Raw genomic sequence first — 21,082 nt, 5'->3', positions numbered from 1 at the left:
GGGGCTCGCAAGCGTCATCACATCCTCACACCGCACGGTCCACCTCATCCTCGTCGGGCGGGTGGTTGAACAGGCCGCCCATCAGCAGGCCGATCTCCTCCACGCTGGTGTGGTGGGTCGGGCGGCTTTCCGACAAATGGCCATGGAACAGCACGGCGATGCGGTCGCTCAGCACGAACAGCTCGTCCAGGTCCTGGCTGATCACCAGGACGGCCGCGCCCGACCGCGCGAGGTCGATCAGCGCCCGGTGGATCGCCGCCGCCGCACCCGCGTCCACGCCCCAGGTCGGCTGGCCGACCACGAGCAGGCGCGGCTTCTGCAGGATTTCGCGGCCGATGATGAATTTCTGGAGATTGCCACCCGACAGCGACCGCGCCTCCGCCCGGTGGCCGTGGGTGACCACGTTGAAGGCGCCGATGATCCGCTCGGCGTAGGAGCGGGCGCGCCCGAAATGCACCAGCCCGCTGCGCACCAGCGGCTCGCGGGCGTAGCCGGAGAGCAGCGCGTTCTCCGACAGGCTCAGCTCCGGCACGGCGCCGCGGCCCAGCCGCTCCTCCGGCACGAAGGCGAGGCCGAGCAGGCGCCGCTCGCGCGGGCCGAGATGGCCGGCAGGCCGCCCCTCAATGGCGACCGACGCCGGGTCGGGGACCAGCGCCTCGCCGCTCAGCGCGGCCATCAGCTCCGCCTGGCCGTTGCCGGCGACACCCGCGATGCCCAGGATCTCGCCGGCCCGCACCTCGAAGGACACGTCCTTCAGGTTGGTGGCGAAGGGGTTGTCGGAGGTGGTGGAGAGGTGACGCACCTGCAGCTTCGGCGCCCCGGCCTCGCCCTGAGGCAGCCGCTCCGGGGTGGACAGCTCGGTCCCGATCATCATCTCGGCGAGGCTGCGCGCGGTTTCCCTGCGCGGGTCGCAGCTCCCCACGACGCGCCCGCCGCGCAGCACGGTGGCGGTGTCGCAGAGCGCGCGGATCTCCTCCAGCTTGTGGCTGATGTAGAGGATCGTGCAGCCCTCCGCCGCCAGACGGCGCAGCGTCTCGAACAGCCGGGTCGCCTCCTGCGGCGTCAGGACCGAGGTCGGCTCGTCCATGATCAGCAGCTTGGGGTCCTGGAGCAGGCAACGCACGATCTCCACCCGCTGCCGCTCGCCGACCGACAGGTTGTGGACGTGGCGGCGCGGGTCCAGCGACAGGCCGTAGCGCTCCGACACCTCGGCGATGCGCGCCGACAGCGCGTCCATCGGGCCGGGCTGGTCGAGGCCGAGCGAGATGTTCTCGGCGACCGTCAGCGTGTCGAACAGGGAGAAGTGCTGGAACACCATGCCGATGCCCAGCCGCCGGGCCCCCGCCGGGTCGGGGATGCGGGTGTCCTGCCCGTTCCACAGGATCCGGCCGGCGTCGGCGTGCAGCACGCCGTAGATGATCTTCACCAGCGTCGACTTGCCGGCGCCGTTCTCGCCCAGCAGCGCGTGGATCTCGCCGGGCCGGAGGACGAGATCGACCTGATCGTTCGCCAGACAGCCTGGAAAGCGCTTGGTGATGCCGCGCAGTTCAAGCCGGTGCGGAGGGGATGACACGGATGGGGAATCCAAGGAGACGGACCGGGTAGGGGTGAAGTCGGCAGGGCATTGCCAAAGCCATGCCACTTTCGGAGAGTCTTGCCCGTCAAGGCTGTTCGCCGTCAACAGGGGAAGCGGTTGCCCAGCCTGCGGTCATTCGCCCCGTTCCGCTGCCCCGTTCCAGGCGTCCGGGCAGCCCAACAAAGCGGCAGATGACCCAACAAATCAGCAGTTGCTTCGCACACGGACAGATGCCACGCCGCCGCACGGTTGACAAGAGGCCGCCGTCGTCCTCAGCTATAGAAAGGGCCGCCATTTCCGGCGGCCTTTGCTTATGGAGCTTTTGGAATGAACCGCAAGTCGATGCTCGGCGATCCGCCGCCGATCCGAATCACCCCCCATGACCTTGGGCGCCTCGACGTCCTTCTCGCTCACCTCAGCCAGCCCGCCGGCGTCATCGACTTCCTCCAGCGCGAGGTCGACCGCGCCGATGTCGCGGATTCCTCCGATGGCGCCGGTACGCCCTTCGTCCGGCTCGGCAGCCGGGTCACCTTCGCGGACGACCGGGGCACGCGGCACACCGCCACACTCATCACACCGGACGAAGCGGCCCGGCGCCAGGACGGCATCTCGATCCTGACCCCGGTGGGCGCCGCCCTGCTCGGCCTGTCCGAAGGGCAGTTGATCACCTACGGCACGCTCGACGGCCGCACCAAGTCGGTGCAGGTCCTGCGGATCGAACCTCCGGTCGCCTGACGGCCCAACGGAAGGTCCATCGACCACGGCTTGCACCGTGGCGCGTCCGCGGAAAAGGCGGACGCGCCATGCAAGAGCCCGGCCCTCGCCACCCTTGCCTCCCCTGCCCCCTTCGCCCAACTATCGGGGACTTGAACGGGACATTCGGAGCAAGGGCATGACGGCGGAACGGGCGGGCTACGCGATCCTGGAAGACCGGGGCGTGATCGCGGTCGCGGGCGAGGACCGGGCGGCCTTCCTGCAAGGCTTGGTGTCCAACGACGTGCGCCGCGTCGCACCGGACCGCGCCGTCTACGCCCTGTTCCTGACCCCCCAGGGCAAGTTCCTGCACGACTTCCGCATCGCCGAGTCGGACGGCGCCCTGCTGCTCGATCCCGAGACGGAGCGGCGGGAGGAATTCCTGCGCCGCCTGAAGATGTACAAGCTGCGCTCCAGGATCACCCTGGAGGACCGGGCCGGCTCCCTGCTGGCCGTCGCCCTGTTCGGCGGCGACGCGCTCGCCCGGCTGGGCCTGCCGGAGGACGCCGGGGCGGCGGTTGCTTTCGCGGGCGGCGTCGCCTTCACCGACCCGCGCCTGCCGGCTCTGGGTGCCCGCGCCTTCCTGCCGCGCGACGGCGCCGCTGCGGCGCTGGAGGCGGCGGGCTTCGCGCCGCGCGGCGCGGAGGATTACGACCGGCTGCGCCTGTCGCTCGGCGTTCCGGAGGGCAGCCGCGACCTCACGCCGGACAAGGCGCTTCCCCTGGAGAACGATCTGGACGACCTCAACGCCATCTCCTGGGACAAGGGCTGCTACATGGGGCAGGAGCTGACCGCCCGCACCAAGTACCGCGCCCTGATCAAGAAGAAGCTGTTCCCGGTGACGCTGGACGGTCCCCTGCCCGCCCCCGGCACGCCGGTGACGCTGGAGGGCAAGGAGGTCGGCGAGATCCGCAGCGGCCATGGCTCCTCCGCCCTGGCGTTGTTGAGGCTGGAAGACCTCACCCGTGCGGGGCAAGACGGATTGGTCCTGACAGCCGGAGAGGCCACAGTCACGCCGGCAAAGCCAGTCTGGGCAAGCTTTTGAGTTCTTCGTGACTTTTATTCCCGAAACTTGCACGGACTAGCCGAAAGATTTTTTCGATTTTCCGCGTGACCATTCCCGCCGAGGCCCTGTTGTTGAACTGCCTTACCGAGACAAACCAAGGCACTCGACAGAAACGCCGAAACACGGAGAGGAGTGAGTTATGCGTAGGGAAATCATCGCGGCTGCGTCCGTCCTGGCGCTGATGACCGGCACGGCGATGGCGCAGACCACGTCGCCGACCACCGGCAGCCCCGCCACCGGCGCCCCGACCGCGACCGCGACCGAGATGAACAAGAGCGGCAGCGCCCCGGGCAGCGCCGCGACCGGCAGCGCCGCGACTGGCAGCGCCTCTGGCCTGACCGGCGGCCAGATGGCCAGCGCCGAGAACATGATGGGCAAGAACGTCTACGGGTCCGACAACGAGAAGGTCGGCGAGGTCGAGGACGTGATCCTCGACAGCAACGGCCAGGCCCGCCAGCTCGTGATCTCCTCGGGCGGCTTCCTCGGCATCGGCGAGAAGCAGATCGCCGTGGACATCGGCAACGCCAACTGGGACGCCCAGCAGGAGCGCGTGCAGCTCTCGGGCATGACCCGTGACCAGGTGAAGGAGATGCCGGAGTTCGAATATTCCGACACCACCACCTCGCTGAACCGCAACAAGGACAAGGCCGGCGACACGGTGAACGGCGCGGCGAGCCGCTCCTCCACCGGCACCTCCGGCACCATGACCGCCCCGGGCGGCGCCACCGGCACCCCGCCGGCCGCTCCGTCGGGCACCGGCCAGTAACAGCCGGCCAAAGGCCGACGTCATCGTCACGAAAAGCCCCCGCGGCCCAGCGCCGCGGGGGCTTTTCCCTGTTCGGCGTCGCGCTTACGGGCGGGCGACGTGCCAGACGTTGTTCACCCCGTCACCGGTGGTGTCGCCCGGCTTGCCGTCCTTCGCCCAGCCGTAGAGCGGCTTGCCCTTGTAGGCCCACTGCATGGTGCCGTCGTCGCGGGTGACGACCGTATAGTCGCCCATCGGCTTGGCGCCCGCCGGGGCCATCAGCGGCGGCCAGTTGGTGGCGCACTGCCCGTTGCAGGCGGACTTGCCGCCGGAATCGCGGTCGAAGACGTAGAGCGTCATGCCTTTGCTGTCGGTCAGCACGGGGCCGCCGGCCGACTGGCCGGTCTTGGCGGGCATGGCGCCCTGCGCGAAGGCGGAGGGCGCGAAAACGGACGGCGCCGCGAGGCCGAGCGCCAGCGCGATCGCCGCGGCGGCGGTGGAACGGGTGAAGCGGTGCATGGACGGAACCTCCCTGTCGTGACGGGGCGGGCGATCGGGCCCGGCCCTCACTGACAGGACGCCCGCCGCGGCGCTTTATTCCGTCCCCACCCGACGGATGATCAGGCCCGCAGCAGATCGACGAAGCGGCGGCAGGCGGCGATGTCCACGCGCAGGGCCGCGCGGCGCTTCGTCGCCTCCGGATCCTCGCCCCAGGCTTCGATCTGGAAGGTCTCGTCGAGCTGCGACACCTCGAACGCCTCGTCGGCGTCGATCCGCCCTTCGACCAGCGCCAGCGCGACGATCAACGAGCCGCAGGAGCCGGTGGCGGTCTGGAGCGCCGACAGCGTCCAGTCGTCGTAGGCCTCCACCGCGTTGCGCAGGGCGCGCAGCGCCTCGGGCGGCTGCGGCTTGGGCATCAGCCCGGCGTTGACGTGCAGCGGCGCGTCGTAGCGAAGCGTCGCCCAGTCGAGCAGCGGCTGCCACCGCTGCGCCTGCCGCTCCACCAGCGCCTTGGGATGCTCCGCGCGGTAGCAGAGGAGATCCGTCTCCGCGTAGGCGGCCACGCCGTCCACGATGGCGGCCCGGCCCTTGCCGATCAGGTCCACCGCCGTGCTGGCGAGCTGCATGAGCGGCATGCTGTCCGGGGCGATGTCCTCGGGCTGCGCGTCCCATTCGGCGGCGACCGCCTGGGCCAGCGGCCAGCTCGCGAAGACGAGCGGCGCCTTGGCCGGGCTGCGGATCGGGCGGTTGTCCAGGCGCACCTCGAAGCCGCCGCCGGCGGCCTCGTCGACGGAGGCGGTCTTGTAGAAGCGCTTCATCAGGGTCCTTCGAAATCTCTCTTAACGATGCAACAGGTCCAGCACGGCGCCGGCCACCTCGCGCCCGCGATGGACGATGCGGTCGGCCCCGGCGGCCTCCAGCTCGGCCGCCGCGTGATAGCCCCAGGAGACGCCGACCGACGCGACCCGCGCGTTGCGGGCCATCTGAATGTCGTAGGTGGTGTCGCCGATCACAACCGTCCGCGCCGCCTCCACCCCGGTTTCGGCCAGGGCGCGGTGGACCATGTCGGGGTGCGGCTTGCCGGGGCCGATGTCGCTGGTCTGGAGCGTGACGAAGCGGTCCGTCAGCCCGTGATGGGCCAGCACGGCGTCCAAGCCCCGCCGCGACTTGCCGGTCGCCACGCCAAGCAGCACGCCTTCCGCCTCCAGCGCGTCCAGCGTGTCGCGCAGGCCGGGGAACAGCGGCTCGTGCAGGTCGCCGCGGTGGCGCAGCGCCGCGAAGGCGTCCTTGTAGCTTTCCGCGACGGCCACATGGCGGTCGGTGTCCAGGTTGGGCAGCAGTTGCGACACCGCCTGCACCAGCGGCAGCCCGACCATGCGGCGGACCTCCAGCGGGTCCGGCTCGCCCAGGCCATGGGCGGCCCAGGCGCTGGTCATGGCGTCGATGATGGCGAACTGGCTGTCCACCAGCGTGCCGTCGCAATCGAACAGGGCCAGCCGCAGCGGACGGGCATTCTCTGAGCTGCTCACGGGCATCGCCTCCGGGACGCGGGTCGTACCGGACTTATGCGGGCCGCGCTGCCAAAGCGCAACTCACTTTGCCGGCTGCGCCACCGAAGGGCGCCAATGGAGCAGATGGACCGCCCCGCCCAGCAGCAGCCCCCAAAAGGCCGAGCCCACCCCGGCGAAGGACAGGCCGGAGGCGGTGACCAGCATGGTGACCAGGGCCGCCGTCCGGTTCGCCTCCACCTGCACGGCACCCATCAGGGCAGCGCCGAAGGCCCCCACGAGGGCCAGCCCGGCCACCGCCTCGATCAGGATCGGCGGGGAGCGGGTGACCATCACCGCCGTCACCCCGGCCAGCCCGGCGAACAGGATGTAGCCGACGCCGCTGACGAAGGCGGCCTGCCAGCGCCGCGCCGGGTTCGGGTCGGCATCCGGGCTGGCGCAGAGCGCCGCGGTGATCGCCGCGAGGTTGACGGTCGGCGCGCCGCCCAGCGCCGTCAGGGCGGACGCCGCCCCCGTCGCCAGGAAGATCGGACGGGTCGGCGGCGCGTAGTTGTAGGTCGCGAGAACCGCAAGGCCGGGGATGTTCTGCGACGCCATGGTGACGACGAACAGCGGCAGCGCGATGCCGACCATCGCCTCCCAGGTGAAGACCGGCTGGACGAAGGTCACGCCCGGCCACAGCGCGCCGGACAGCGCCGCGCCACCGCCCAAACCGCCGCCCAAGCCGCCGGCCAAACCGCCGGACGAGTCGAGCGCCATCGCCCCCAGCGCCACCGCCACCGCGGCGGGCACGGCGTAGAGCCGGGCCACCCGCCCCACCAGCGCCCAGGTCGCCAGCACCAGCAGCGCCATTCCCGGTGCCTGCGACACCGCCAGGAAGGGAGCGAGGCACAGCTTCAGCAGGATGCCCGCCAGCATGCCGTTGGCCAGGGGCTTGGGGATCGCGGCGATCCAGCGGCCGAGCGGTGCCCACAGCCCGGCCACGACGATCAACCCCCCGGTCACCACGAAGGCGCCCACCGCGGCGGGGAACCCGCCCTCCACCGCCCCGGTGGCGGCGAGCAGGGCCATGCCCGGCGTCGTCCAGGCGATGCTGATCGGCTTGCGCCGGTGCAGGCTGAGCCCCATCGCCGTCAGCCCCATGGCGAATCCCACAAGGACGAGGCCCGACACCACCTGCTCCGTGCCGGCGCCCACCGCGGTCAGGCCATGGATGACCACCGCCACCGAACTGGCGTAGCCGACCAGGGCCGCCAGCAGGCCCGCACCCACGGCGCGCAGGGAAAGCCCCGTCGAATGGTCCGTCGCCGGGACGGTGTCGGAAGAGGACATGGCGCTGGACCCTCCGTCAGGGGTGCGGAACGATGGGTATGGTGATAGATTGGATCCAATATCCTGGCAAGGGGAGATCACGCATGGCGGTCAACGACGGGCTGTCGCGCCTCGTGGCGCAGGCGCAGCCGCGCCACCGCACCACCACGGAGTTCGTGGAGGCGACGCTGCGCGAGGCGATCCTCAGCGGAGTCATCGCGCCGGGCACGCCGTTGCGGCAGGAGGAGCTGGCGGAAACCTTCGGGGTCAGCCGCATGCCGGTGCGCGAGGCTCTGCGCCAGTTGGAGGCGCGGGCGCTGGCCGAGTTCCACCCGCACCGCGGCGCCGTCGTCGCGGACATTTCGGCGGCGGACAACGCCGACATCGGGGCGATCCGCATGGCGCTGGAGCCGATGGCGCTGCGCCTGTCGCTGCCCGGCCTGACGGCGGCGGACCTCGACCAGGCGGAGGAGCTGATCGTGGAGATGGATGGGGAGGCCGATCCCGGCCGCATGGGGGAGCTGAACCGGCGCTTCCACATGACGCTCTACGCGCGGGCCGGGCGGCCGCGGCTGCTGGCGCTGGCGGAGCAGCACCTGTTGGCCGCCGACCGCTACCTGCGCTTCCAGTTCGCGGCGCTGGGCTACTTGCCGCGGTCGCAGGACGAGCACCGCGCGCTGCTGGCAGCCTGCCGGACGGGGGACGCGGACACGGCCTGCCGCTTGGTCACCGAGCATGTCGGGCAGGCGGCGGAGCAGCTCACGGCGTTTCTGGAGGGGCGCGAGGCGGGGTGAGGCCCCCGCCTTACTCGACCCCCTCGAACGGATCACCCTTCAGGCTGGCGCTGAAGCCCAGATATTTCCAGGTCGTCAGCATGTGGTCCGGCAGCGGCGCCGTCACGTCGATCATCCGGTTGCCGCCGCGCGGGTGCGGCAGGATCAGGCGGCGGGCGTGCAGGTGCAGCTTCTTCTGGACCTCGGCCCCCGGCAGATAGGCTCCCTGCCCGGCGTACTTGCCGTCGCCCAGGATCGGCGTGCCGATGGCGTTCATGTGGACGCGGAGCTGGTGGGTGCGGCCGGTGCGCGGCCACATGGCGACGAAGGCCGCCTGCTTGCCCAGGTTTTCCAGCACGGTGTAGTAGGTGACGGCGCGCTTGCCGTCGTCCTCGTCGCCGGCCACCCGCTCGCCCTGCGGCCCGCCTTCCTTGGCCAGCGCAAGGTCGATCTTGCCCTGGTAAGGCTTCGGCACGCCGACCGTGGCGGCCCAGTAGATCTTGCGCACGTCGCGGCCGCGGAACTGCTCCGTCAGCTTGGACGCCGCGAAGGTGTTGCGCGCCAGCAGCAGGACGCCCGAGGTGTCCTTGTCCAGCCGGTGGACCAGCTTGGGCCGCTCCTTCGCGTCGAAGCGCAGGGCGTCGAGCATGGCGTCGAGATGCTTGGTGGTGTTGGTGCCGCCCTGCACGGCCAGACCCGCCGGCTTGTTCAGCGCGATGACGTCGCCGTCCTTGAAGAGGACCATCGCCTGGAGCGCAGCGATGTCCTTGTCCGACATGGCGGGCTTCTTCGGCGCGGGGGCCGGGGCGGCGCCCTCCGGCTTGGCCCACTCGGCCAGCGGTGGGATGCGGATGGACTGGCCGGCGGCGAGCCGGGTCGAGGTCTCCGCCCGCTTGCCGTCCACGCGGATCTGGCCGGTGCGCAGCAGCTTCTGCAGATAGCCGTGGCCCACGTCGGGGAAATGGCGCTTGAACCAGCGGTCGAGGCGGACGTCGGCCTCGTCGGACGTCACGGTCCGGGTTTCCACGCTGGGGGTTTTGTTCTCACTCATCAAACGGGCACCGAAACAAGAGAACGCACGACCGCGAGGCCGGCAAAGAAACCCGCGATGGTCAGCACCATCGAGGCCAGGATGTAACCCGCCGCCGCCGGCAGGGCGTTCCGCTCCACCAGCAGACCGACGTCGAGCGTGAAGGAGGAGAAGGTGGTGAATCCCCCCAGCACCCCGACCATCAGCAGCGCCCGCAGCTCCGGCGAGGGCGACCACACCAGCGCGGCCAGCTCCGCCAGCGCGCCCATGGTGAAGCAGCCCACGGCGTTCACGATCAGCGTCCCGTAGGGAAACTGCGTGCCCAGCCATTGGCCGACCGCCGTCATCAGCAGATAGCGCGCCATGGAGCCGACGGCCCCACCGACGGCAACCGCGGCGAGCGTGGACGGTGATGCGATCACGGGACCTCCGGGAGCGGACGGGACGGCGGGCATCCCGCGCGGATTAGAGCCAGAATTGCGGCGGCTTGTCACGCACCGGGCGCAGGAAGCCCCTCATTCCCGTCGCCGACCCCGAAGATCCAGCCCTCCTGCCGCCGCGCCCGCGCGTCCATGGCCGGCGGGTTCCACACCGCCGGCCGCCCGGCCAGCCAGCGCAGCCCCGCCGCGGAGACCAGCGCGTCCGCGTCGTGGTCGGTCAGCGTCCCGGACAGGCCGGCGGGCGGCGCGCCGAGGGCGGCCAGCGCGGCATCGACCCCAGCCCCGTCGCGGATCTTGCGCAGGCCGAAGCCGGCGCGGATGAGGAACAGGCGCGGGTAGATCTCGCAGAATACGGTGCGCCCCGGCCCCGGCGCGTCGAAGGGCCAGACCGCCACCCGGTCCGGCGCCGCCCGCTTCAGCGCGCGCAGCATGCGCATTCCGGCCAGCCCGCCCTTCCCCACCTGCTTGGCGCCGATCAGCTTGTAGGGGCTCTGCGGGCTGCCGCAGCCGTCGGCGCGGCACACCCGCTCGGTCAGCCGGTGCGGGTCGCGGTACCAGTCCGGCTGCGTCCCGGCGCGCCAGAAATCGGCGCCATAGTCGGGATGCACCGCGAAGCCGCCTCCGGCGAAGTCCGGCTCCGTCCCGGCCACCGCCTCCACGCGGTCCCAGAGGTCGAAGGCCGTCGCCGCGTCGGGGTCGGGGAAATAGCGGCCGGCCACCTCGAAGGGCAGCGAGAAGGCGCAGTCGATCCCGACCAGCGCCGGCCCGCGCTCCAGCCCGTCCAGCAGCCAGTCGAACACGGCGCTGCGCGACCATTGCCGCTGCGTGGGCGCGACGATCCGGGGCGGCCCTTCGGCGCCGCATTCGGCCACGGCGACGCCGGCGTAGCGCTTGCCCGCCGCGCCCGACCAGTCGATGGCGATGAAGCGCCCCAAGTCCGGCACCGCGGCGCCCGTCGTCATTCCCGATCGCCCCCCTCCAATTTCACGATGCTGAAAACGGAACGTCCGACAGTCAGCGCAGGATCATTGCACCGGAGCACTTTCATGCCCAACCTCACGATCGCCGGACCGCTCATCGCCGGCTTGCTCTTGTTCGCCGCCCCGGCGTGGAGCGCTTCCTGCCTGGACATCCCAAGCGTCCGGCTTTCCGCCGATCCCGAACGCAACATGGCTGAGGGCGGCCGTCTCGCGCGACACATTCCGGGTGCGGGGCCGCCGCCCGAGGCCAGGCCGAGCGTCGGCACGCCGATGTTCGCCGACCGCCGGGCCTGGGAGGCGGCATGGACCGCGGTGACCGGCTATCCGGGCGAACTCCTGTGCGGCGAGGAGCTTGGCGGCACCCAGTTCGGCAAGACGCTGAGCGTCCAGGTCCCCGCCCTGCTCTGCGAGGCCGCGGACGACAAGGGACGCTGCACCCTGGCCGCCCCCTTCACCAGCGCGACCGTGACCTACGTGTTCGAACGGGCCGGCCCGCCCGAGGCCCCGCGGTGGATCCTCGGGGTCGCTTATCCGAAACCGTGAAAGGCGTCTATTCCTCCCCGTCCGCGGCCTTGCGGTCGCGCAGGCGCGCCCAGTAGTCCTGGCGCTTCTTGATCTCGCGCTCGAATCCGCGCTCGACCGGCTGGTAGAAGGCGCGCCGCGCCATGCCCTCCGGGAAGTAGTTCTGGCCGGAGAAGCCGTCCGCCGTGTCGTGGTCGTACTCGTAGCCCTTGCCGTAGCCGATCTGCTTCATCAGCTTGGTCGGGGCGTTCAGGATGTGCTTGGGCGGCATCAGGCTGCCGGTTTCCTTGGCGGCGCGCACCGCGCTCTTGTAGGCGGTGTAGCCGGCGTTCGACTTCGGCGCCGTCCCCAGATAGATCACCAGCTGGGCGATGGCGAGTTCCCCCTCCGGGCTGCCCAGCCGCTCATAGGCCTCCCAGGCGGCGGTGGCCTGCGCCAGCGCGTTGGGATCGGCCATGCCGATGTCCTCCACCGCGAAGCGGGTCAGCCGCCGGGCGATGTAGCGCGGGTCCTCCCCGCCCTCCAGCATGCGGGCGTACCAGTAGAGCGCCGCGTCGGTGTCCGACCCGCGCAGCGACTTGTGCAGCGCGCTGATGAGGTTGTAGTGCCCCTCCTGCGCCTTGTCGTAGAGCGGGGCGCGGCGCTGGATGGCGGTGGCGAGCGCGTTGTTGTCGAGACGCGCGCCGTCCTCCGGCACCGGCAGGGCGAACAGCTCCTCGCAGAGATTGAGGCAGAAGCGCCCGTCGCCGTCGGCCATCGCCTTCAGCGCCGACCGGGCGTCCGGCGTCAGCGGCAGGGGGCGCCCCATCTCCGCCTCGGCCCGCGACAGCAGCTTTTCCAGCGCCGCGTCGTCCAGCCGGTTCAGCACGAAGACCTGGGCGCGCGACAGAAGCGCCGCATTCAGCTCGAAGGACGGATTCTCGGTGGTGGCGCCGACCAGCGTGACCGTGCCGTCCTCCACATAGGGCAGGAAGCCGTCCTGCTGGGAGCGGTTGAAGCGGTGGATCTCGTCGATGAACAGCAGCGTGCCCTGCCCGGCCGCACGTCGCGCCCGGGCGGCGTCGAACACCTTGCGCAGGTCGGCCACGCCGGAGAAGACCGCCGACAGCGGCTCGAAATGCAGGTCGGTGGACAGGGCCAACAGCCGCGCGATGGTCGTCTTGCCGCAGCCGGGCGGCCCCCACAGGATCATGGAGGCCAGCCGGCGCGCGGCGACCATGCGGCCCAGCGGGCCGTCGGGCTTCAGCAGATGCTCCTGCCCCACGACCTCGCCCAGGCTGCGCGGGCGCAGCCGGTCGGCCAGCGGGCGGGGCGCGCCCGCCTCGAACAGGCCGCCGGTCGCTCCGGAGTCGCCGCGTTTGCTCATCGTCGATCCACCGATCGCACCGGACCGGTCACTGGTTGGTGGGCGCGCCGCAGCGCTGGTAGCACATGCGCAGCGAATGCTGGCAGTTGTCGGTCGGCGAGAAGATGCCGCCGCGGTCCGGCCGGTCGAGCCCGCTCTGCGCGCGCGCGGCCACCGAATCCATGCAGGAGTTGTTGCTGCGCTCGCACTGGGCCCGGCAGGAATCGTCGCTGCCGACGCCGCCGTCGAGGCGGAGCGACGGGTCTTCCACCCCCCGGGCCGGGCGCGAGGCTGCCGGAGCCGTGGTGGGCGCCGTGGTGGAGGCCGCCGGAGCACCGCCCACGGCGGCGCCGGACGAACGCCCCGGCGCGTCCGCGCAGGCGGCGAGCGCAACCAGAGCGAGGGCCAGCACCGGCCCCAGAATGAGTTTCGGACGGAACATCTCGGCTTTGACTCCCATTGTTCTTGCGTGACCCCGGACGTTGGCGGATGGTCCCCCGCATGGACCATGCCGCGGGCTCGGCGCCCACTATGCCGGGAACGCAAGCGATAAGGGAATGCCTCAAATGAGTCCCAACAATCCCGGCCCGTCGCCGCGCCGCCGGACCTCGACCACCGTTTTCGTGGCGTTGCTGATCGGCGGCCTGCTGCTGCTCGTCGTGCGCATGCTCGCCATGCCCACCGTCAGCGCCGGCGAGGTCGTCCTGCCCCTGCTGGCCGGCATCGGTATGGCGCTGGCCATCGGCGTGATGGTCATGCGCGACCGCCGCGAGCGCAACGCCCTGCCCCCGTCGGAGCGCAACCGCCAGGACCGCGGGATGCCGGACTGATTGTCGCCGGATGAATGCGGGTGACGCGCGGGGCAAGCCCCGCGCCGCTCACACGAACTTGAAGCTGAGCAATCCGCCGATGATGATGACCAGCAGAACGGTCGTCACCAGCATCAGCCGCTTCTCGATGATGTCGCGCACCTGCGGCCCGTAGAAATGCAGCAGGATCGCGATCATGTAGAATCGCGAGAATCGGGCGACGATCGAGCACAGGATGAACACCGTCAGGTCGAGGTGCGCGAATCCCGCGGTGATCGTCAGCAGTTTGTAGGGTATGGGCGTGATGCCCTTGAGGATCAGGAACCAGGGGCCGAACTCGGCGAACATGTCCTGGAAGCGCTGGAACGACTCCTGCGCGTTGTAGAAGTCGATGATCAGCCGTCCGACGCTCTCGAACAGGTAGAACCCGACCGCGTAGCCGAACAGCCCGCCGATCAGCGAGGCCAACGCGCAGATGTTGGTGTAGCGCCAGAGCTTCTTGGGCTCCGCCAGACACATCGGCACCAGCATGATGTCGGGCGGCAGAGGAAAGAAGGAGCTTTCCGCGAAGGAGACGGCGGACATCCACCAGACGGCGTCCTTGCGGGCGGAGAGCTTGAGAATCCGGTTGTAGAGAGGTTTCAGCATACCGCGCGCGCGGCGCCCTCCCGAAGTGACGGAACCCGAAAACCGGAAACCCTCCCTCCGGGGATGAACCCGAAGGGAGGGCCGGTCGGTCACCTATATCGTCGTCCGAAACCCGGTGGGCAACGGCGGCGACAAGATTTCACGATCGCTCAACCGGGGGCTCAGCCCTCGGCCTCGACCTCGTCCTTGATCTCCACCGGGCCCGAATCCTGGCCCTTGGCGGCGACGTCGCGGTCGACCAGCTCGATCACGCCCATGGCGGCGGCATCGCCGTAGCGGAAGCCGGCCTTCAGGACGCGGCTGTAGCCACCCTGGCGGTCCTTGTAGCGGTCGGCCAGGACGGTGAACAGCTTGGTCACCATCGCGTCGTCGCGCAGCTGCGCGAAGGCGAGACGGCGGTTGGCGAGGCCACCCTTCTTGCCGAGCGTGATCAGGCGCTCGACGATCGGGCGCAGATCCTTGGCCTTCGGCAGGGTCGTCTTGATCTGCTCGTGCTTGATCAGGGCGTTCGCCATGTTCGAGAACATGGCCTTGCGGTGGCTGGTGGTCTTGCTGAACTTACGTCCGGAAACGCCGTGACGCATGACGGTCCTCCTTCATGGCGTGGCCCCCCTCGGGGAGCCGGTGGTGAACCCGACCGCCCAGTCGTTCGAGCTGGTACGGCGCGGGGCGGGCCGGTTGGTGGCCCTGGGAAACATGCTGCCCCCTCCCCGCCCCCCCCGCTCACGCGGGAGAGGGAGCTTGTCCCCTCCCTCGCCAAAGGCGGGGGAGGGTCAGGGAGGGGGCAATGGAACCTGCGAGACTTAGTACGGCTCTTCCAGACGCTTGGCCAGCTCTTCGATGTTCTCGGGCGGCCAGTTCGGGATTTCCATACCGAGGTGCAGACCCATCTGGGCCAGCACTTCCTTGATCTCGTTCAGCGACTTGCGGCCGAAGTTCGGGGTGCGGAGCATCTCCGCCTCGGTCTTCTGCACCAGATCGCCGATGTAGACGATGTTGTCGTTCTTGAGGCAGTTGGCCGAACGGACCGACAGTTCCAGCTCGTCCACCTTGCGGAGCAGGTTCTTGTTGAACGGAACCTCCTCGTGCTTCTCCTCGGCGACCGCGTGGGTCGGCTCCTCGAAGTTGATGAACAGCTGCAGCTGGTCCTGGAGGATGCGGGCGGCGAGCGCCACCGCGTCGTCCGGCTTCACGGCGCCGTTGGTCTCGACGACCATCGACAGGCGGTCATAGTCGGTGACCTGCCCGACGCGGGCGTTGTCGACCTTGTAGGAGATCTTGCGCACCGGCGAGAACAGCGCGTCGACCGGGATCAGGCCGATCGGGGCGTCTTCCGGACGGTTCTGGCTGGCCGGGACGTAGCCCTTGCCGGTCTCGACCGTCAGTTCCATGTTCAGGCGGGCGCCGTTGTCCAGCGTGCAGATCACGAGGTCCGGGTCCATCACCTGGATGTCCGCGCCGGTCTCGATCATGCCGGCCTTCACCTCGCCGGGGCCTTCGGCGCGCAGACGCATGCGCTTCGGGCCGTCGCCGCCCATGCGCAGACCCATCGACTTGATGTTGAGGACGATGTCGGTCACGTCCTCGCGCACGCCGGGGATCGACGAGAACTCGTGCAGCACGCCGTCGATGTGGATCGCCGTGACGGCCGCACCCTGCAGCGAGGAGAGCAGCACGCGGCGCAGCGCGTTGCCGAGCGTCAGACCGAAGCCGCGCTCCAGCGGCTCGGCCACGACGGTCGCCACGCGGTCGGCGTCGTCACCGGGCTGGATGTCCAGCTTGTTCGGCTTGATCAGTTCCTGCCAGTTCTTCTGAAGAGCCACGGTATTTCCTCATGCCATCGGGGTGGACACACGTCCGCGGGGACCGGCCGTTCCCATCCGATGGCGCCGCGATGGCTGCGGCGCCTGTCCCGGAACGGCGGGTCCCCGCGGTGTGCGGAGTAGCGATGCTTCTTAGACGCGACGCTTCTTCGGCGGACGGACGCCGTTGTGCGGGATCGGCGTGACGTCGCGGATCGAGGTGATCTGGAAGCCGATCGACTGCAGGGCGCGCAGCGCCGACTCACGACCCGAACCCGGACCCTTCACCTCGACCTCGAGGGTCTTCATGCCGTGCTCCTGGGCCTTGCGGCCCGCGTCCTCGGCGGCGACCTGGGCGGCGTAGGGGGTCGACTTGCGCGAGCCCTTGAAGCCCATCGTGCCCGACGACGACCAGGCGATGGTGTTGCCCTGCGCGTCGGTGATGGTGATCATCGTGTTGTTGAAGGAGGCGTTCACATGGGCGACGCCGGCGGTGATGTTCTTGCGCTCGCGACGGCGAAGGCGCTGCGAAGCGGCGGAGGGCTTGGCCATGGTCCGTGCGTCCTCTTACTTCTTCTTGCCGGCGATCGGCTTGGCCGGACCCTTGCGGGTGCGGGCGTTCGTGTGGGTGCGCTGGCCGCGGACCGGCAGGCCCTTGCGGTGACGCAGGCCGCGGTAGCAGGCCATGTCCATCAGACGCTTGATGTTCATGGCGACCGAACGGCGCAGGTCGCCCTCGACGCGGTAGTCGGCGTCGATGGTCTCGCGGATCTTGAGGATCTCGTCGTCCGTGAGCTGGTTCACACGACGCTCCGCCGGGATTTCCAGCTTCGCGCAGATTTCCTTGGCCTTGAAGGGGCCGATGCCATGAATGTAGGTCAACGCGATCTCCACGCGCTTCTGCGCGGGGATGTTGACGCCAGCGATACGCGCCACGCCTGCTCTCCTCGATATCTCAACGGCAGCCCTCATGGGCCGCCTACACACCGATTGATCCCCGATCCGGACGCCGGGACCCGAAGGCCGGACGGCAAAACGCGGATACGGGACGCACAATGTCTCCCGCCAGGCCCGGTGGGCCGCGGGAGGGTGCGACTATAGAAAAAGCCGGAAATCTGTCAAGGCCGTTCTGCGGCGTTACCGTGCTTTTCCCGGTGCCCGACCATTGTGGGGAGGATGCCCGCGGTTGACAAGCCGGACGGCAGAACTTGAGATGGGCAGGCCCGCCCCGAACGGCACACCTCAGAAGGCAGACCCATGACCCGCAAAGGCATCCCCTTCCGGCGCTTCCGCCTGACCAAGATCGTCGCCACGCTGGGGCCGGCCACCGCGACACCGGAGATGATCCGCGCGCTGTTCGAGGCGGGCGTGGACGTCTTCCGCCTGAACTTCAGCCACGGCACCCACGAGGACCACGGCCAGCGCCTCGCCACGCTGCGCGCGCTGGAGGCGGAACTCGACCATCCCATCGCGGTGATGGCCGACCTGCAGGGGCCGAAGCTGCGTCTGGGCACCTTCGCCGGCGGCCCCGTCACCGTCGAGCCGGGACACCGCATCCGCCTCGACCTTTCCACCGAGCCGGGCGACGCGACCCGCGTCGGCCTGCCCCACCCGGAGATCTTCGCCGCGCTGGAGCCGGAGGCGGAGCTGCTGGTGGACGACGGGAAGGTCCGCCTGCGCGTCCTCGATTGCAGCCCGGACCACGCCGACTGCGTCGTGCTCTCCGGCAGCCGGCTGTCCGACCGCAAGGGCGTGAACGTGCCGGGCGTCGTCCTGCCGCTGACGCCGCTGACGCCGAAGGATCACGAGGATCTGGCCTTCGCGCTCGACCAGGGGGTGGACTGGGTGGCCCTGTCCTTCGTGCAACGGCCGGAGGACGTGGCCGAGGCGCGCAAGCTGGTTGCCGGGCGCGCCGCCCTGCTGTCGAAGATGGAAAAGCCGCAGGCCATCCAGCATCTGGAGCGCATCGTCGAACTGTCGGACGGAGTCATGGTCGCCCGCGGCGACCTCGGCGTGGAGATGCCGGCGGAGGACGTGCCGACCATCCAGAAGCGGATCATCCGCGAATCGCGCAAGGCCGGCAAGCCGGTGATCGTCGCCACCCAGATGCTCGAGTCGATGATCGGCTCCCCCGCCCCGACCCGCGCCGAGGCGTCGGACGTCGCCACCGCGGTCTATGACGGGGCGGACGCGGTGATGCTGTCGGCGGAGACCGCGGCCGGCACCTACCCCATCGAGGCCGTCTCGATGATGGACCGCATCGCCCGCAGGGTCGAGCAGGACCCGCTCTACCGCACCATCACCGACGCCCAGCATCCCGACCCGCAGCAGACCTCGACCGACGCCGTGACCGCGGCGGCGCGGCAGGTCGCCCACACCATCCAGGCCGCGGCCATCGTCACCTACACCACCAGCGGCTCCACCACCCTGCGCGCCGCCCGCGAGCGGCCGGAGGTGCCGATCATGTGCCTGACCTCCAGCCTGGAGACGGCGCGGCGCCTCCAGCTCGCCTACGGGGTGCACAGCGTGCATTCCGCCGACGTCGCCGACTTCAACGAGATGGTCCAGAAGGCCGCCCGCTGCGCCTACGAGGACGGGCTGGCGGTGGAGGGGCAGCGGCTGGTCATCACCGCCGGCGTGCCCTTCGGCACCCCCGGCAACACCAACATCCTGCGCATCGCCTGGGTGGACGCCCAGTAGAGGGTCGCCCAACGAGGCGGCGCAACGCCGTCAGGCCGGGGGACGCTCCGCCGGCGCGACGCGGGGGAAGCGCAGGGTGAAGGTCGTGCCGCGGCCCGGCGCGCTGTCCAGCGCGATGCGGCCCTTCAGCTTGCGGGTGGCGATGTTGTAGACGATGTTCAGCCCCAGCCCGCTGCCCCCCGTGCCGCGGCTGGTGGTGAAGAAGGGCTCGAACACCTTGCCGTGCAGCTCGGGCGGGATGCCCCGCCCGTCGTCGGCGTAGACCAGTTCCACCTCGTTGGCGCCCACCGCGCGCGCGGTGACGCGCAGCACGCCGTGCTGCCCCGGCGCGTAGCCGTGGATGATCGAGTTCATCACCAGATTGGTCAGAACCTGGCTGAGCGCTCCCGGATAGCCGTCGATCAGCAGGTCCGCCGGGCAGTCCACCTCCACACTGTGGGCCGCCCGCTTGATGCGGACGCCCAGGCTGCGCAGAACCTCGTCGATGTAGTCGCGCAGGTCGAAGACGCGGCGCTCCTCGCTCGCCTGATCCACGGCGATCTGCTTGAAGCTCTGGATCAGCTGGGCGGCGCGATCGATGTTCAGCAGCATCAGCTGCGCCGCTTCCCCCGCCGTCTCGAGGAAGTCGGCGAAATCGGGCCGGCGCAGCGTTCCCGCCTCGAAATCCCGCCGGATGACGCGGGTGCGCTCCGCCACCAGAGAAGCGCCGGTCAGCGCGATGCCGATGGGCGTGTTGATCTCGTGCGCCACCCCCGCCACCAGGGAACCGAGCGCCGCCATCTTCTCGGACTGGATCAGATGGGCCTGCGCTTCCTTCAGGTCACGGAGCGCGCGTTCGGCGTCCTCCCGCGCGGCGTGGGCGCGCTCCTCCGCATGGACGCGGTCCGACACGTCGGTGTGCGAACCGACGATGCGGAACAGCTCGCCGTCCGGACCAAGAACGCGGATGGCGCGGCTCAACATATGGACCACGGTGCCGCGCTTGTGGCGGAAGCGCAGGATGAACTGGCATTCACCCATCGCGCCGTTGATCATATCGCGGGCCATCTGGGCCGACAGCGCGCGATCCTCGGGCAGGATCAGCTCGGCCCAGCGGGCGGCGGTGTTGACCATCTCGTCCTCGCCGTAGCCGAGCATTCCCCACCAGTAGGGCGACAGCCACAGCTCCCCCGTGCGGACGTCCCATTGCCAAATACCCTCGCGCGCCGCCCGGATCGCCAGCTCGAACAGCTCCCGGCTGGCGATGACCTCCCGCTCGGCGTTCCGCCGCTCGGTCACGTCGGTGTAGGTGACGACGAAGCCGCCGTCGGGCAGGGGCCGGATCAGGCATTCCAGCACCTGACCGTCGGAACGGGTGCATTCCCAGGACCGCTCGTCCGGGGTCGGCCGGGCGGGCAGCGGCGCCCCCGGGGCCGCGGGCGGGCCGCCGTCGGACGAGGCGTCGGAACACATGTCCCCCGGCCCGAAGGCCAGCCCCTCCCCGACCCGCCCAGCGATGGCGCCGTAGGACGTGTGATAAGTCAGGAACTCCGGCTCCAGCCCCAGAAGCTCCCCGGCCCGGCCGTTCCAGGCGACGAGGCGGAGCCCCCGGTCGAAGGCCATCACCCCCTGCCCCAGCCCGTTCAGGACCGCCCTGGTCTGGTCCCACTGGGCTTCGAGCGCCTGTTCGGTCCGCTTGCGGGCGGAGATGTCGCTGATGCAGGCGAGCATGGCGTCCTCGCCCCGGAAGCGGAACCGCCGCGCGGAGACCATCGCCCAGAGATCGCTGCCGTCGGGCCGGCACAGCCGGGTCTCGAAGCCGTCCACGCCGCCGGCTCCGTCGCGCAGGGCGGCGAGCAGCCGCGCCCGCTCCGCCGGATCGGTGTAATAGTCTTTGGCGAAGCTGCGCCCCACCACATCGTCGAGCGGCACCCCGAACAGCTGGCCGGCGGGCTGGTTGACCGCCATGACCAGACCGTCGGACAGCCGGGTCACCACCAGGGGAACGGCGATGGCCTGCATGATCGCCCGCTCCGCCTCGCCGGCCCGCTCGCCGAGCAGATCCTCCAGGCCGATGAAGCCGGTTTCCTTCTGCGGGGCGCCGGCATCGCCGGTGTAGGTCACCACCAGTTCGCCGCCCTCGCCCTCCGCCGGAATCAGGAGTCCGCGCCGCCCGTCCGGCGGCACCGCAAGCGCCACCGTCTCCCCGGCGCGCAACCGGTCCGCCGCCGCGGCGGCGTCCTCACGCAGCGGAAGCGCCGCCAGAAGGGCGTCGAGGCTGTCCCCCGGACAACCGCCCAGCGACGCCCGGAACACGGCGTTGGCCCAGATCAGGCGCCCGTTGCCATCAAAGCGGGCAAGGCCGGCAGCGGCCATCCGCGAACACTCCCATTCATTCCCCAAGACGGCCCTGCAAGTCCTCAAGACGACGCCCACCGCGCGAGACGGTTCGGGCGTCCCGAGTCCATCCGCTGCGAATTCATACAAAATGAATCTACACCAGATCACCGCACCTGCACCATGGCGCCTCCCGCATCCCTGTATGCGCACCCATGTTCTAGCCTCCGCCATCCCTTGGCCTGGAAGGACCGACC

23 protein-coding genes are annotated in these 21,082 nt (G+C 70.2%); 7 read left to right on the top strand and 16 right to left on the bottom strand.

Going from position 1 to position 21,082, the window contains the following annotated elements; translation table 11 throughout:
- Nucleotides 1–25: 25 nt before the first annotated feature.
- Nucleotides 26–1,573, bottom strand: a complete 1,548-nt coding sequence (locus ABVN73_RS04180; protein ID WP_353859061.1) for an ABC transporter ATP-binding protein — start codon at nt 1,571–1,573, stop codon at nt 26–28.
- Nucleotides 1,574–1,903: 330 nt separating this feature from the next.
- Between ABVN73_RS04180 and ABVN73_RS04175 the strand changes: the two genes are divergently transcribed.
- From ABVN73_RS04175 to ABVN73_RS04165, 3 genes are all read left to right on the top strand, one after another.
- Entirely contained in the window at nt 1,904–2,311 is a 408-nt protein-coding gene (locus ABVN73_RS04175; RefSeq protein WP_353859060.1) for a GreA/GreB family elongation factor, read from the top strand.
- Between the two features lie 157 nt (nt 2,312–2,468).
- Nucleotides 2,469–3,374, top strand: coding sequence for a folate-binding protein (locus ABVN73_RS04170; RefSeq protein ID WP_353859059.1), 906 nt, complete (start codon nt 2,469–2,471; stop codon nt 3,372–3,374).
- Between the two features lie 160 nt (nt 3,375–3,534).
- Nucleotides 3,535–4,161, top strand: coding sequence for a PRC-barrel domain-containing protein (locus ABVN73_RS04165; protein WP_353859058.1), 627 nt, complete (start codon nt 3,535–3,537; stop codon nt 4,159–4,161).
- Nucleotides 4,162–4,245: 84 nt separating this feature from the next.
- Here ABVN73_RS04165 and ABVN73_RS04160 read toward each other — a convergent pair whose 3' ends face one another.
- The 4 genes from ABVN73_RS04160 to ABVN73_RS04145 all read right to left on the bottom strand — a co-directional run bounded on the left by ABVN73_RS04160 (nt 4,246) and on the right by ABVN73_RS04145 (nt 7,481).
- Nucleotides 4,246–4,659: a hypothetical protein gene (locus ABVN73_RS04160; RefSeq protein ID WP_353859057.1), complete on the bottom strand. Its 414-nt coding sequence runs from the start codon at nt 4,657–4,659 to the stop codon at nt 4,246–4,248.
- Between the two features lie 101 nt (nt 4,660–4,760).
- Nucleotides 4,761–5,459 carry an ATP12 family protein gene (locus ABVN73_RS04155; protein ID WP_353859056.1) on the bottom strand — a complete coding sequence of 233 codons (699 nt, stop codon included), beginning with the start codon at nt 5,457–5,459 and terminating at the stop codon, nt 4,761–4,763.
- 21 nt (nt 5,460–5,480) lie between these two features.
- Entirely contained in the window at nt 5,481–6,176 is a 696-nt protein-coding gene (locus ABVN73_RS04150; protein ID WP_353859055.1) for an HAD-IA family hydrolase, read from the bottom strand.
- Nucleotides 6,177–6,233: 57 nt separating this feature from the next.
- Nucleotides 6,234–7,481, bottom strand: a complete 1,248-nt coding sequence (locus ABVN73_RS04145) for a benzoate/H(+) symporter BenE family transporter (protein WP_353859054.1) — start codon at nt 7,479–7,481, stop codon at nt 6,234–6,236.
- Between the two features lie 83 nt (nt 7,482–7,564).
- Here ABVN73_RS04145 and ABVN73_RS04140 point away from each other — a divergent pair, with 83 nt between their 5' ends.
- On the top strand, nt 7,565–8,254 hold the full coding sequence (locus tag ABVN73_RS04140) for a GntR family transcriptional regulator (protein WP_353859053.1): 690 nt from the start codon (nt 7,565–7,567) through the stop codon (nt 8,252–8,254).
- Between the two features lie 10 nt (nt 8,255–8,264).
- Here ABVN73_RS04140 and ABVN73_RS04135 read toward each other — a convergent pair whose 3' ends face one another.
- From ABVN73_RS04135 to ABVN73_RS04125, 3 genes are all read right to left on the bottom strand, one after another.
- Entirely contained in the window at nt 8,265–9,284 is a 1,020-nt protein-coding gene (locus ABVN73_RS04135; RefSeq protein ID WP_353859052.1) for an RluA family pseudouridine synthase, read from the bottom strand.
- Nucleotides 9,284–9,685 (bottom strand): fluoride efflux transporter CrcB, encoded by a 402-nt coding sequence (crcB, locus tag ABVN73_RS04130; RefSeq protein WP_038528485.1) that lies wholly within the window; start codon nt 9,683–9,685, stop codon nt 9,284–9,286. The genes ABVN73_RS04135 and crcB overlap by 1 nt, the downstream gene beginning before the upstream one ends.
- 68 nt (nt 9,686–9,753) lie before the next feature.
- Nucleotides 9,754–10,665, bottom strand: coding sequence for a hypothetical protein (locus ABVN73_RS04125; protein WP_353859051.1), 912 nt, complete (start codon nt 10,663–10,665; stop codon nt 9,754–9,756).
- An 84-nt stretch (nt 10,666–10,749) separates the two neighbouring features.
- Here ABVN73_RS04125 and ABVN73_RS04120 point away from each other — a divergent pair, with 84 nt between their 5' ends.
- On the top strand, nt 10,750–11,226 hold the full coding sequence (locus ABVN73_RS04120) for a hypothetical protein (protein WP_353859050.1): 477 nt from the start codon (nt 10,750–10,752) through the stop codon (nt 11,224–11,226).
- A gap of 7 nt (nt 11,227–11,233) precedes the next feature.
- Here ABVN73_RS04120 and ABVN73_RS04115 read toward each other — a convergent pair whose 3' ends face one another.
- Entirely contained in the window at nt 11,234–12,571 is a 1,338-nt protein-coding gene (locus ABVN73_RS04115; RefSeq protein ID WP_353859049.1) for a replication-associated recombination protein A, read from the bottom strand.
- Between the two features lie 28 nt (nt 12,572–12,599).
- A complete protein-coding gene (locus tag ABVN73_RS04110) occupies nt 12,600–12,992 on the bottom strand; it encodes a hypothetical protein (protein ID WP_353859048.1) in 393 nt (130 codons plus the stop codon).
- 124 nt (nt 12,993–13,116) lie between these two features.
- Here ABVN73_RS04110 and ABVN73_RS04105 point away from each other — a divergent pair, with 124 nt between their 5' ends.
- On the top strand, nt 13,117–13,380 hold the full coding sequence (locus tag ABVN73_RS04105) for a hypothetical protein (protein ID WP_014240058.1): 264 nt from the start codon (nt 13,117–13,119) through the stop codon (nt 13,378–13,380).
- A 48-nt stretch (nt 13,381–13,428) separates the two neighbouring features.
- On the opposite strand, the gene ABVN73_RS04100 is transcribed toward ABVN73_RS04105, so the two are convergent.
- The 5 genes from ABVN73_RS04100 to rpsM form a co-directional block, all read right to left on the bottom strand.
- Nucleotides 13,429–14,007, bottom strand: coding sequence for a YqaA family protein (locus tag ABVN73_RS04100; protein ID WP_353859047.1), 579 nt, complete (start codon nt 14,005–14,007; stop codon nt 13,429–13,431).
- Nucleotides 14,008–14,168: 161 nt separating this feature from the next.
- Entirely contained in the window at nt 14,169–14,591 is a 423-nt protein-coding gene (gene rplQ, locus ABVN73_RS04095; RefSeq protein WP_094304321.1) for a 50S ribosomal protein L17, read from the bottom strand.
- Nucleotides 14,592–14,810: 219 nt separating this feature from the next.
- Nucleotides 14,811–15,830 carry a DNA-directed RNA polymerase subunit alpha gene (locus tag ABVN73_RS04090; protein WP_094304322.1) on the bottom strand — a complete coding sequence of 340 codons (1,020 nt, stop codon included), beginning with the start codon at nt 15,828–15,830 and terminating at the stop codon, nt 14,811–14,813.
- Between the two features lie 132 nt (nt 15,831–15,962).
- On the bottom strand, nt 15,963–16,361 hold the full coding sequence (rpsK, locus tag ABVN73_RS04085; protein ID WP_012974490.1) for a 30S ribosomal protein S11: 399 nt from the start codon (nt 16,359–16,361) through the stop codon (nt 15,963–15,965).
- Between the two features lie 15 nt (nt 16,362–16,376).
- Complete coding sequence (gene rpsM / locus ABVN73_RS04080; RefSeq protein ID WP_353859046.1) at nt 16,377–16,745, bottom strand: 30S ribosomal protein S13; 369 nt, start codon at nt 16,743–16,745, stop codon at nt 16,377–16,379.
- 321 nt (nt 16,746–17,066) lie between these two features.
- Here rpsM and pyk point away from each other — a divergent pair, with 321 nt between their 5' ends.
- On the top strand, nt 17,067–18,509 hold the full coding sequence (pyk, locus tag ABVN73_RS04075) for a pyruvate kinase (protein ID WP_353859045.1): 1,443 nt from the start codon (nt 17,067–17,069) through the stop codon (nt 18,507–18,509).
- A 30-nt stretch (nt 18,510–18,539) separates the two neighbouring features.
- On the opposite strand, the gene ABVN73_RS04070 is transcribed toward pyk, so the two are convergent.
- Nucleotides 18,540–20,864 (bottom strand): ATP-binding protein, encoded by a 2,325-nt coding sequence (locus ABVN73_RS04070; protein ID WP_353859044.1) that lies wholly within the window; start codon nt 20,862–20,864, stop codon nt 18,540–18,542.
- Nucleotides 20,865–21,082: the final 218 nt, after the last annotated feature.

The sequence above is a fragment of the Azospirillum formosense genome, from assembly GCF_040500525.1.
Taxonomy (GTDB): Bacteria; Pseudomonadota; Alphaproteobacteria; order Azospirillales; family Azospirillaceae; genus Azospirillum; species Azospirillum formosense_A.
The sequence above is the reverse complement of the archived record's forward strand: the minus strand, read 5'-3'. Positions and strand labels throughout refer to the sequence as shown.